Raw genomic sequence first — 12558 nt, forward strand, 5'->3', positions numbered from 1 at the left:
GGGAAGAGTCCGCCCTCACCAGTCGGCTGCGTTTTACTTGAACCGCGGAGTCCAGTACTTCGCGATCCACGCGTTCCATTTGTCCGAGGTCCAGTCGGCCGGGTTGTAAGCTTTGACAGTTCCCCACGGAATGGCTCCGGGCAGGCTGCTCGGGACTGTTGCCGCCGGCGAGTTGTCCTTCGCGACTGCGGCCTGCCCGTCCTTGCTCATGGCGAAGTTGGCAAAGACCTGTGCGGCGTTGGGGTCGGGAGCGTTGCGCACTACCCCAACGTTGTAGTAAGCACCGGCAACCGCCTGGTTCGTGACGATCTGGCCCAGCGGGGCGCCCTTGGCGATCAGCGGTGCAGTCGTGTTGATCTGGTCTGGGTAGGCGTAGTCGACCGAACCCGCCGCCAGTGCCTGCGACAGCTGCGAGTTGCTGCCTTCGATCGTGTAGTTCGATTTCGCCAGCTGATCAAGAATTCCGTCGCCGTATCTCTTTGGAAGTGTTTCGTACACATTCCCGGATGCCTGGGAAGCGTGGGGATCGACCAGCCCGATGCGTGCTTTGGGGTTGCTGTCCAGCAGCGCTTTCAGATTGGTCGGCGGCTTCGGTTGCGCGGTGCGATACCCGAGGACGTACGCAAATCCCCACCAGGTTGCAAAGCTCTTGTTGTTGAGCATTTTCTGCCACCCCGCAGCCTGGTTCTCCGGGCTTACTTGAAGTGCCGCAAGGTGATTTGCCGAGAACTGGTCCGAGAACCAAGCGGGCGACGCGTGGACGACGACGTCGGCGCCTTGCACGTTCGCGGACATCTCCTGGTCGAGGCGATTGACCAGGTCGCCGGTCGCCTGGAATACGATCTTCACCTTGATGTCCGGATATTTCTTCTTGAACGCGGCGATAAAGTTCGGCACGTTCTGCTCGGTTCCCATGGACCAGTAGATCACCAGTTGGTGTTCGCCGTTCGCCTTGGTGACCGTCGAATTCCAGGATGATTCGTTTGCCATGACCGGCGGGCCGGACGGTACGTCTGCGGCTGTGCTCGAACCGCCGCATGCGGACAATCCCAGCGCTGCGGCGAGAAGGAGGGCGGGGATCCGCAATCGCCGCCCGCGGCGCCTTCCGACGAATGAATACATGAAATCTCCTCGCATCGTTGCAAGAGGCGTCGGCGTCGCCACCGAGCGTGTGACGCACGTAAATACGGATGCAGGTACAGTAAGCTGTACAGCTTCCGGGGTCAAGGGTGTGTCCGGCCCGCATGTTCGGCGGGGTTCCGGCACGCCTCCCGCTGCCGTGCAACAGGCGCATACTGCGGCGTATGAGCAGGTCAGTGCCATGTCGGCGGCACCTGAGTGCGGTAACTCGGGGGTAATCCGAGGCGGGGAGCGGAAGTTGGCTGCCGATCGGCGCAGGTGTGGCGCCATCGAACGGCATGGCGAGGCGAGCTGGTTCGGTGGAAATATCGCGCGCTGAGTGCTCGCGATGCCGTTGCGGAAGTCGTTCGTGTATTTCGGGCCGGTTCGGAAGCCGTGGCGAGAATTTCTTCCGAGGTGGTGTCGGCGGGCGACTCGTTCGGTGCCTCAGCACGAAGACGCTGGCCGTCTGGCTGGTCGGCGGTGCGGGGGATCTGTACCGCGGAAGTGTCAGGCTCGAGCCGGATGCTTGGTCATCGCACGCCCTGCCAGGAGGTAGCCTTCGAGGCCCATCGTGGCGGCGAGCTGGAAAATCTGGAGGATCTCCTGGGTGTTCGCGCCGTGCCCGAGCGCGTTCCTGATATGTGCGCGCAGTCCCTGCGGGAAACTGTGGGTCACCGTGCAGTCGATGCCGATGCAGACGAATTCGCGTTCCTTGGCGGTGAGAGATCCGTTCTTCCAGGACTCCGTCGAGACTCCGTTCAGCGCATCGAAGTACTCGGGCATCAGGCGTGCCAGCAACTCACGGTCGGGATTCCAGAAGCCCCGTGACGAGATGAAGTCTTGCTTCGCCGCTTCGAAAGCCGCGTCGAGCGAAGGGTCGCTGGTTCCGGTGGCGCCAGCGCGCTCGGCCTCTTCTTCCAGGATCGGGATGGCGGCGTAGAGCGCGTGGTTGGCGACCGCGACAATGGTGATCAGTACGTCGACGATGTCCTGGTCGCTGGCACCAGCCGCGCGTGCCCGGCGGAGGTGGCGGCCGATGGCGTCGACGTTGAGCGCGGTGGACGTCGCGTGCATGGCGAGGAGGATCAGTTCTCGCATGCGGGCGGTCAGATGTGCGGTGCTGTTCGAGACGCTCCAGAAGCTGGCTGCTGCCTCAAAAGACCCCGCGGACGTGTCGCGCAGGCAGGCGACCACTTCGTCGTCGGCGATGAGGCCGGCGAAAGTATCGAGATCATTGTCCTTGCCGTCGTTGACGATCATGTGGCTGCTCCGATTGTGTGCCGTGCTTGGTGAAACGGTCATGCATCGCCGTGCGGAAGTGGGCCCGCGCGTCCCGTGATCCGGCCGCACTGGCGCGGACACTGGGACGCAGGGATCTCGTCAACGTCGTGATCGCAGCTCGGACCAGAGCTCGACGATGCCGCGGGTATGGTAGATGCGTGTAGTATGACGTACCTCTGTACAGTATTACGTACGCATCAAACATGCAACGGACCTCGGCGCAGCCCGCGCGGTACAGGGTTCCAGACGGTCCAGGTGGTTGTCTGCCTGCGAAATCGTGGCCGTGTCGATGATGTCCTGATTGGTGCGAGCGCCCTGCTTCTTCACGGGAAGGGAACGCTCTGTGGACGCGCGGATCGAGCGATTGCGCCACGACCTCGGACAGTGCACCCGACGCGTGCCGCAAGATCCTTTCTCCCGCAGCGTGACCGGAGCAGGCGGTGCAGCGAGAGATTCGCCTGATAGCGCCCGGATGAGTGGATTCCTTGCTGGCTGGTCCGCGGGACGCACTGGCGGCGGTCGTGGCTGATTCGACGACCCGCGCTCCGCGCACCTTGATGTCGTGGAGCACTACTGGCGCAATCGCGTCGGGGACGCTGCTGCAGCCGGTCAACAGTTCGATGATCTCGCTCGCGATCACCAGCCTGACGCTGGAGTTCGGCCAGTCGGACCTGATGCCGTGGGTCATCTCGGCTATGTATGTCGCTACCGCGGTCGCCGCGCCGATCTCGGGTCGCCTGGGAGCCTTGCTCGGGCCGCGGCGCGTCTATCTCGCGGGTCTTGCGACCATCCTCGCCGGCTCGGTCGCAGGACTGCTCGCACCGAGTTTGGCGTGGGTCGTGGTCTCCCGGGTGGTCGTCGGCCTCGGGGCCGCCGCTCAGTATCCCAACGCCGTCGCCCTCATTCGTCGTTACGCAAAGCGCGCGGACGCGAGCAAGGGTGGCGCGCTCGGGCTGCTCGTCATGAGTTCGCAGGTCACAGCGACGGTCGGACCTACGCTCGGTGGCTTGCTCGTCGGTGCCTTCGGGTGGCATGCGGTGATGTGGGTCAACGTCCCGGCGGTAGCGGTCAGTGCCGCGATGGTGCTGTTTTGGGTCGATCGCGACGAGCCTGGCACGGCCCGCGAACGCGGAGTCGTGGCTCTGCTCGACCTTCCGGGGCTTGCGCTCTTTCTCGGGTCCGTCGTGCCCCTGATGCTCTTTCTGCTCTCGGTCGCGAAGAGTCCGCATTGGATCCTTCTCGGTGTCGCCGCGGTGTGTGCGGTGGTGCTGGTGTTGTGGGAACGCGGCAGAATCGAGCCGTTTCTGGACGTCTCGGCACTGCGGCGAAATCGTGCGCTCTCCGGGACCATGCTGCGAACTTTGCTGACGTACACAGCGTTCTACTCGATCTTTTACGGGATTCCGCAGTGGCTGCAGTTTTCCCGTGGCTACAGCGCGGCCGAAGCGGGACTGGTCATGCTGCCGCTCGCCGCGGTGGGAGTCGTGTGCACCCCGGTCGGCAGCTGGATTTGCCGGTCGGCGGGACCCCGGCGCGCGCTGGCGTGGGGGACGACGGCGATGATCGTCGGCGGGGGAGTCATCGCGCTCGCGGCTGGCGCGAACGGTCTCTGGCTGGTGCTCGTGCTCGCGGTGCTGGCCGGAATTCCCAGCGGTTTCAACAACATCGGCAATCAGGCAGTCATCGACCTGGTCACCCCGGACGGCGAAATCGGTACCGCGATGGGGCTCTATCGGACAGCGCAGTACATCGGGGCCAATTTCGCGGCCGTTCTGCTGGAAGTGCTGACCCGCGGCCACCCGAGCGATGCCGGGTTCGAACGGCAGGGCTGGGCGCTCATGGCGATCGGGTTCGTTCTCCTTGCCGTCTCGCTCGGTGCGAAAAGCTTGGCGCCGCAGCGGTTGGCACGAGCCGAGCCGAGATGAAACGCGGACGGAGCGATCGACGTCCGGTCCGCAGGTGTTGCCCGACCCTTCGTCATGCGGATGGTGGCGCCGTTTCTGTGTTGTCGACGTTGGGGTGCTCGTGACCTGCGGCACCTGAGTGGTTCTTGACTCGGCCGCGTCATCTTCGTACAGTCCCTTCGTAGCTAAATATGGATGGCGGTACGAAATAACGAACGGATGGCTGTAGGTCCCGCCGCCGGAACCCGGCCGCCAAGTTCGTCATCACTCGTCGATAGGGGCAGTTCATGGAGTCTTTGACCGCCGAGGTGGGGCGCTTCCTCGCTGACATCAAGTACGAGGACCTTCCGCCGGACGTGCTCCCGATGGTGCGCAACGCTTTCACCGACACGGCCGCAGTGATCATGGTCGGGATCGACCAGCCGGTGACCGAAATCGTTCGACGCACTCTCGTCGAGCCGGCCGGTGTCGCGGAAGCCCGCGCATGCCTGTCCGGCAGGAAAGCGGGCGCGCCCGAAGCGGCGCTCCTCGGCGGGGCGATCGCTCATTCGCTGGACTACGACGACCAGTCGATGTCCGGCCACCCCAGCGCGGTGCTCGTTCCGGCGATCTTGGCCGAGGCGGAAGTGCTTGGCTCGACCGGCGCGGAGATGGCGACCGCCTTCGTCGCGGGCTATGAGGTCTGGTGCGAACTCTGGCGCCGCGATCGGGAGTACCACAGCAAAGGCTGGCACCCGACTTCAGTGTTCGGGGCGATGGCAGCTGCCGCGGCGGGCGCGGTTCTGCACCGCCTGCCTGCCGAGCGGGCCGCGACTGCGGTGGCCATCGCGGGCAGCCATGCCGGCGGCCTGTTCTCGAACTTCGGCTCGATGATGAAGGGCTACCACGCGGGAATGGCAGCCCGCAACGGTCTCGTCGCTGCCCGCCTTGCGGCCGCCGGGATGTCGGCGGGACCGGACGCCGTCGAGAATCCGCAAGGCTTCCTCATGGCGTTCTCGACGTCGCGCACCCCGGATTTGACCTCGCCCTCGAAGCTGGGCAAGGAGTGGTATCTGCCTAAGCACAAGCTGCTGATCAAACTCCACCCGACCTGCTACTTCCTGCACCGGTCCTTCAACGCGACGGTGCGGATGCTGGCCGATCGTCCGGTGCAGCCGGAGGAAGTCGAGTCGGTGGAGGTGCACATGGGGCGCGGCCAGGTGACCTGCCTGGTCTACGAGCGTCCGCAGACGCGCTGGGAAGCGGAATTCAGCGGCCAGTTCGGGATCGCCGCTGCGGTGCTGCTCGGGAAGATGGGCGTCCCGGAACTGGCCGACGAGGTGGTTCAGCGTCCGGAGATGCAGGCCTTTTACCCGAAGGTCACGCTGGTCCCGGTCGACGAGGTCGACGAGCGCGACCCGGTTTTCTCGCCTTCGGAAAGCGTCACGATGACGCTGAAGAACGGAGAGGTGCTCGAAAGCGGGCCGATCACTTCGGTCCCGGGCCACGCGAGCGATCCGCTGACAGTCGAACAGCTGTGGGACAAATTCCGCGAGTGCACTGTCAAAACCCACGACGAAGCAGAGGCCCGCGAGCTGTTCGACGCGCTCCAGAAGATCGACTCGCTCTCGTCCGCGGCGGAAATCCCCACGGTCACCGGCATTTTCCGGGACTGACCCGGTTTCGTCACCAACACAGTGGCTGCTCTGCGCGGGCAGGCACGATCACANCGATCACACTCAAGGAAGAGGCATGGGACAGATCACGGTCGCGCAGGCGATCGCCCGCCTGCTCGAACAGATGGGCACCGAGGTCGCGTTTGGACTCAACGGCCACGGAAACTGGGCACTCCTGGACGCTTTGGTCCACGAGACGAAGATTCAGAGCGTCGCGGTGCGCAGTGAAGACCACGCGGTGGAGCTCGCCGACGGCTATTGGCGGCGCAAGCGCGGCGCGCCGCTGCCGATCGTCACGACCAGCGTGGGTCCGGGGAACATGAACGCGGTGCCGCCGATCGCGACGGCGTACTACGAGTCCATCGGGATGCTGGTGCTCGCTGGGGTCGGCGCGACCCATTGGTTCGACCGCGGCGGCATCGAAGAGTTCTACCGCCAGGGGCCCGAGGACTGGGTCGCGATCCTCAAACCGATCAGCAAGAAGGCGTTCACGGCGATCCGGCCGGACACCGTGCTCGAGACCTTCCTGCGGGCCTATCAGACCGCCCATTCCGGGCGTCCTGGCCCCGTTGTCATGGCCCTGCCCTTCGACATCCAGAACACCCTGATTCCGGACGACCTGCCCGACCCGACGCCGTACATGGTTTCGCACCGGCCGGCTCCGGACCCGCAGGGCGTCAGCGAGGCGATCGAACTGCTGAAGAGCGCCGAGCGACCCTACGTCGTCGTCGGCAGCGGCATCGCCAACTCGGGTGCCTACGACGCGTTGTTCGAGTTCGCGGAGGCGACAGGGATTCCGGTTGCCGTGACCCCCACCGGCAAAGCCGCCTTTCCGGAAGACCATCGGCTGTCCCTCGGCTGCATCGGCCGAGCCGGGACGGGCCAGGGCAACCACGGCGCCCGCCGGGCGGACGTTGTCATCGGCGTCGGGACGCACTTCACCGACATCGACACCGGTGCTTGGACGCTGTTCGACATCCCGAATGCCACCAAGCTCATCCACATCGACATCGATCCGACCGAGCTGGGCCGGGCTTACCCGACCGCGGTAGCCCTGACCTCCGATGCTCGGCTGGGTCTTGAGGCGCTGACAGCTGCGGCCCGGGAAGCCGGAATCACGGAGCGGACGGCGTGGACGGCGGAGCTCGACGGCGTGCGCTCCAAGTGGCTTGCCGACACGTCGGAGATGCGCACTTCGGACATCGCGCCACTGCATTACGCGCGCGTCACCACGGACACCGCTGCGGTCGTAGCGGAAAAGTGCCCGGACGCGTCGATTCACTTCGACACCGGCAACATGCTCAGCTTCGGCCCGTCGTTCCTGCCCGCGTCGTCACGGCATGTGGTGCACAGCGGCTTCATGCACCGGATGGGGTGGAGTGCCGCGTCAGTGCTGGGAGCGAGTCTCGCCAGCGGGCGCGGCCCCGCCGTCGCGCTGCTCGGTGACGGCGCATACCTCATGCGAGCCACGGTGGTGCCGACGGCGGTGGAACTGAACCTGCCGATCGTCTGGGTCGTCATGGACAACCGGTCGCTGCAGATCGAGCGCGAGACGATGCTCAAGCTCTACGGCCGCGAATCGATGTGCGACTACCGCATCGAGGGCGAGCAGGAGCTGTGGGGCCCGGACTACGTCGGCATGTCCACGGCAATGGGTGCGCAGGCGGTGCGAGTCAGCAAGGCCGCGGACTTCAAGCCCGCGTTGGAAGAGGCGATCGACAGCCGCAAACCGACGGTCATCAGCGTCGACACTGAGCTGGAAACGCCGCAGTACCGGGCGATCTGGTACCCGTATCCGGCCGACTACAACGCGACCTGGAAGCCAGGTCCGCTGGACGACGCCGACGCTGGCCACAAGTGAGGAACTGAACAGATGGCGAGCGAACTGGCGCTGAAGGATCCGACGCTCCATCGCGATTTGTGCCGCATAGGCGGAAAGTGGATCGCGGCGGACTCGGGCGAGACGGTTTCGGTGCTCAACCCCGCGACCGGTGCCGAGATCGGAACCGTGCCCTACGGTCGTGCGGTCGAGGCACGCCGAGCGGTGGAGGCTGCAGAGGCGTCGTTGCCCGCGTGGCGGTCTCTGCTGGCCAAGGAACGCAGCCGGCTGCTGCGGCGCTGGTTCGATCTCGTCATCGACAACCAGGAGGATCTTGCACGGTTGCTGACTGCGGAGCAGGGCAAGCCCTACCGGGAGGCCCTGGCTGAGGTTGTGAGCGGCGCGCAGTTCATCGAATGGTTCGCGGAGGAAGCGCGCCGGGCGTACGGGGAGACGATTCCCGCCCCGGCGCGCGACCGCCGCGTGGTCGTGATCAAGCAGCCAGTGGGCGTCTGCGCTGCGATCACGCCGTGGAACTTCCCGAACACGATCATCACGCGCAAGGCCGCGGCCGCTCTGGCGGCCGGCTGCACCATGGTGATCCGGCCTGCCACCGAGACTCCGTACTCCGCCCTGGCGCTGGCGGAACTGGCTTCGCGGGCGGGAATTCCGGACGGCGTGCTCAACGTGGTCACCGGGGACGCCCACGAAATGGGGCTGGAGCTGACGACGAATCCGGTGGTGCGCAAGCTTTCCTTCACCGGGTCGACCCGGGTCGGCCGCATTCTGATGCGGCAGAGTTCCAGCACCGTCAAGAAGCTCGCCCTGGAACTGGGCGGCAACGCCCCGTTCATCGTCTTCGACGACGCAGATGTCGAGGCCGCCGTCGAGGGTGCGGTGGCCTCGAAGTTCCGCAATACCGGGCAGGCGTGCGTCGGCGCGAACCGCTTCTACGTCCACGACGCCGTTTACGACGAGTTCGCGCGAAAACTGGCTGAGAGGGTGCGGGCGCTGAAGGTCGGCGACGGTACCGATCCAGAAACCACGGTAGGCCCGCTGATCGGAGCGGAGGCCGTAGGGAAGGTCGAGGAGCACATCTTCGACGCCGTCGAGAAGGGTGCCCGGGTCCTTGTCGGCGGGCGACGGCACGAGTTCGGCGGGTCGTTCTTCGAGCCGACTGTGCTCACCGACGTGCCTCGCGATGCGATGGTTTCCCGCGAGGAGACGTTCGGCCCGCTTGCCCCCCTGTTCCGCTTCAGCGACGAGGCCGAACTGGTCGAGGCAGCCAACGACACCGAGTACGGGCTCGCGGCATACGTGTACAGCCGGGACATCGGCCGGGTGTGGCGGATCGCGGAGGCGATCGAGACGGGCATGGTCGGGATCAATGTCGGGCTGATGGCCAACGAGGCCGTTCCGTTCGGCGGCATCAAGGAGTCCGGAGTCGGTCGCGAAGGGTCGCACTACGGCATCGAGGACTACCTCGAGGTCAAGTACATCTGCATGGGCGGGCTCTGACCGGATGCCGCCGAACGAGCAGCGCCAAGGAAACCAGGGAGCGAAACGGTGCGCGAAGCCGTCATCTGTGAAGCCGTCCGGACGCCGATCGGGCGCCGCAAGGGCGCTCTGGCCGACGTCCATCCGGTCGACCTCTCAGCCCATGTGCTGAATGCCGTTCTGGAACGGACCGGGCTGACCCCAGCCGACGTCGACGACGTGCTGTGGGGTTGCGTCACGCAGCTGGGAGACCAGTCCGGCAACGTCGGCCGATTCGCGGTCCTGGCAGCGGGCTGGCCGGAATCCGTCCCCGGAGTCACGATCAACCGCGCGTGCGGGTCGAGCCATCAGGCCATCGAATTCGCGGCGATGGGAGTGATGTCGGGTCGCTATGACCTGGCGGTCGCCGGAGGGGTCGAGTCGATGACACGGGTCCCGCTCGGCGCGACGCGCGCGGTCGGCGAACCCTACGGACCGGGGATGCGGGAGCGATACCCGGACAGCAATTTCGAACAAGGCCCGGGCGCCGAGCAGATGGCGGTTCGCTGGTCGCTCAGCCGCCGCGACATCGACGAGTTTTCGCTCGCGTCACACGAAAAGGCGGCCGCGGCGACAGATGCGGGCGCGTTCAACCGCCAGCTCGCTCCGTTGCCGGCGGTTCCCGAGTTGCGAGCGGACGAGGGAATTCGCCGCGACAGCACTTTGGAGAAGCTGGCCGCTCTCTCGCCCGCATTCCAGGAAGACGGAGTTGTGACCGCGGGCAACGCTTCACAAATTTCCGATGGCGCTGCTGCGGTCGTCGTGACTACTCCCGAGAAAGCCCGTGAGCTCGGACTGACCCCGCTGGTGCGCTTGCACACCGGGGTGGTCGCGGCCGACGACCCAGTCATGGTCTTGTCCGCACCCATCCCCGCGACGCGGAAGCTGCTCCAGCGCAGCGGGGTTTCGCTGGACGAGATCGGCGTCTACGAGGTCAACGAAGCCTTCGCGACGGTGCCGGTGGCGTGGCTCGCGGAGACCGGGGCGGATCCGGCGCGGCTCAACCCGCTCGGCGGTGCGATCGCGGTCGGTCACCCGCTCGGCGCCTCGGGAGCGATCCTGATGACTCGCATGATCCACCACATGCGCGACAACGGGATCCGCTATGGCCTGCAAACGATCTGCGAGGCCGGCGGCACTGCCAACGCAACCCTGGTCGAACTCGTCGCCGATCGCTGACGGGCAACACATTCAGGAGAAACGCAATGCAGCTAGAAGGAACCTCGACGCTGGTCACCGGCGGCGCATCCGGACTGGGGTTCGCCACCGCGGCCCGGCTCGTGGAGCGCGGAGCGCACGTTGTCCTGCTGGATCTCGAGTCGTCCCCGGGCCCGGAGGCGGCCGAGAAGCTGGGGGAGCGGGCCGCGTTCGCCGCGGCGGACATCCTCGACGAGGACCAGGTCAACGGAGCGCTAGATCTCGCCGAACGCCACGGTCCGCTCCGGGCGGTCGTGCATTGCGCTGGTCGCGGGGGAGACCGGCTGCGCATCGTCGACCGGGACGGAAAGCCCGGCGACTTCGACAGCTTCCAGAATGTCGTACGGATCAACCTGTTCGGGACCTACAACGTCCTGCGCCTCAGCGCTGCCCGGATGAGCGCCAACGAACACCTCGGCGACGACCGCGGCGCGATCGTGCTCACGGCGTCGGTCGCCGCGTTCGACGGCCAGATCGGCCAGGCGTCCTACGCCTCGTCGAAGGCCGCTGTCCACGGGCTCACCCTCGTCGCGGCGCGGGATCTCGCGAGCCGGGGCATCCGGGTGAACACGATCGCGCCGGGCACTTTCGACACCCCGATGCTGGCCCGCTTGCGGTCCGACATCCGCGACCAGCTCGCCGCCGCGGTCCCGCACCCCAAGCGTCTCGGCGACCCGGACGACTACGCCCACCTCGCCGTGGCGATGCTGGAAAACCGGTACCTCAACGGAGACACCGTGCGCCTCGACGGCGCCATCCGGATGCCGCCCCGGTGAATCCCGGCGGTCCCGGGACCGCCTTTCCCGTCCTGTTCGACACCGAGAAAAAGGAGAAGCGCGTGGACTTCGAGTTGTCGTCGGAGCAGACGTTCTTCCGCGACACGGTTCGCGCGTTCGCACAGCGAGAGCTCGCGCCGGGCGCGCTGGAACGTGCGCACAGCAGCGACTACCCGTGGGACGTCGCGAAGAAGATGGCAGCCAACGGGCTGCTCGGCATTACAGTGGACGAGAAAGACGGCGGGGGCGGCGGGTCGCTCATGGACGCGGTGATCGCGATCCAGGAGGTCGCCGCGGCCTGCCCCCGTAGCGCTGACGTCGTCCAGGCGGGCAACTTCGGCGCGCTGCGGGTGCTCGCGAACTTCGCGACCCCGGAACAAAAGGAGCGCTATCTCGCGCCGCTGCTGGACGGATCCGGTCTGATCTGCGTGGCCATGACCGAGCCGGACGCGGGATCTGCTGTCACGGACCTGACCACCACGGCGAGCCCGGACGGCTCCGGGTACCGGATCAACGGCAGCAAGATCTTCACCACGCACGGTCTGCACGCGTCGGTCTTCCTTGTCTACGTGCGGTTCGGTCCTGGTGCGGACGGGATCGGCTCGGTCCTGGTGGAACGGGGCGCCGAAGGGCTGAGCTTCGGCAAGCCTGCCACCTTCCTCGGCGGCGAAGACTGGAACCCGATCTACTTCGACAACGTCTTCGTCCCGGCGGAGAACGTGCTGCTGGGTCCGGGCGGTTTCAAGAAGCAGATGAGCGGTTTCAACGTCGAGCGGATCGGCAACAGCGCCCGGGCGATCGCGCTCGGCCGGTACTCCTTCGACCTGGCGCGCGAGCACGCGCTGGTGCGTGAGCAGTTCGGCCGGCCACTGGCAGAGTTCCAAGGGCTGCAGTGGAAGTTCTCGGAAATGAAGATCAAGCTCGATGCGGCTCAGCTTTTGCTGTACCGGGCCGCGGTCAACGCCGACACCGGTTTTCCGTCGGCCGAGCAGACGGCGATCGCCAAGGTCGCGTGCAACCGCGCAGGATTCGAGGTCGCGAACGAAGCGCTTCAGGTCTTGGGCGGAATGGGGTACAGCGACGAGATGCTGGTGGAGTACTGCCTGCGCCGCACCCGAGGCTGGATGATCGCCGGCGGCACGATCGAAATGCTGCTCAACCGCATCGCGGAGTCCGTATTCGGACGCCGGTTCTCCCAGCGGCCGCCGCGCTGACGCCCAGTTCGCCTCTTCCCTCGGGAACGGGCCGCCACTTCCGGAAAGGCACAT

General features: G+C 66.1%; 9 protein-coding genes. 7 read left to right on the forward strand and 2 right to left on the reverse strand.

The window, feature by feature from the left end:
* Nucleotides 1-33: 33 nt before the first annotated feature.
* The gene (locus A4R44_RS28860; RefSeq protein WP_157905020.1) at nucleotides 34-1122 is read right to left on the reverse strand and encodes an ABC transporter substrate-binding protein; all 1089 of its coding nucleotides are present in this window, start codon (nucleotides 1120-1122) and stop codon (nucleotides 34-36) included.
* Between the two features lie 507 nt (nucleotides 1123-1629).
* Nucleotides 1630-2382 carry a carboxymuconolactone decarboxylase family protein gene (locus tag A4R44_RS28865; RefSeq protein WP_067587552.1) on the reverse strand — a complete coding sequence of 251 codons (753 nt, stop codon included), beginning with the start codon at nucleotides 2380-2382 and terminating at the stop codon, nucleotides 1630-1632.
* A gap of 497 nt (nucleotides 2383-2879) precedes the next feature.
* Here A4R44_RS28865 and A4R44_RS28870 point away from each other — a divergent pair, with 497 nt between their 5' ends.
* The 7 genes from A4R44_RS28870 (at nucleotide 2880) to A4R44_RS28900 (ending at nucleotide 12504) form a co-directional block, all read left to right on the forward strand.
* A complete protein-coding gene (locus A4R44_RS28870; protein ID WP_095213671.1) occupies nucleotides 2880-4328 on the forward strand; it encodes an MFS transporter in 1449 nt (482 codons plus the stop codon).
* Between the two features lie 266 nt (nucleotides 4329-4594).
* The gene (locus tag A4R44_RS28875) at nucleotides 4595-5962 is read left to right on the forward strand and encodes an MmgE/PrpD family protein (RefSeq protein WP_067587555.1); all 1368 of its coding nucleotides are present in this window, start codon (nucleotides 4595-4597) and stop codon (nucleotides 5960-5962) included.
* Between the two features lie 76 nt (nucleotides 5963-6038).
* Nucleotides 6039-7823 (forward strand): thiamine pyrophosphate-binding protein, encoded by a 1785-nt coding sequence (locus tag A4R44_RS28880; RefSeq protein ID WP_067587558.1) that lies wholly within the window; start codon nucleotides 6039-6041, stop codon nucleotides 7821-7823.
* Nucleotides 7824-7835: 12 nt separating this feature from the next.
* A complete protein-coding gene (locus A4R44_RS28885; RefSeq protein WP_095213672.1) occupies nucleotides 7836-9299 on the forward strand; it encodes an NAD-dependent succinate-semialdehyde dehydrogenase in 1464 nt (487 codons plus the stop codon).
* A gap of 48 nt (nucleotides 9300-9347) precedes the next feature.
* Complete coding sequence (locus A4R44_RS28890) at nucleotides 9348-10496, forward strand: acetyl-CoA C-acyltransferase (protein ID WP_067587561.1); 1149 nt, start codon at nucleotides 9348-9350, stop codon at nucleotides 10494-10496.
* A gap of 26 nt (nucleotides 10497-10522) precedes the next feature.
* On the forward strand, nucleotides 10523-11290 hold the full coding sequence (locus A4R44_RS28895) for an SDR family NAD(P)-dependent oxidoreductase (protein ID WP_067587564.1): 768 nt from the start codon (nucleotides 10523-10525) through the stop codon (nucleotides 11288-11290).
* Nucleotides 11291-11352: 62 nt separating this feature from the next.
* The gene (locus A4R44_RS28900) at nucleotides 11353-12504 is read left to right on the forward strand and encodes an acyl-CoA dehydrogenase family protein (protein ID WP_067587850.1); all 1152 of its coding nucleotides are present in this window, start codon (nucleotides 11353-11355) and stop codon (nucleotides 12502-12504) included.
* The last annotated feature ends 54 nt before the right edge of the window (nucleotides 12505-12558 follow it).

This window comes from Amycolatopsis sp. M39 (assembly GCF_001651785.1).
GTDB classification, from domain to species: Bacteria; Actinomycetota; Actinomycetes; order Mycobacteriales; family Pseudonocardiaceae; genus Amycolatopsis; species Amycolatopsis rubida.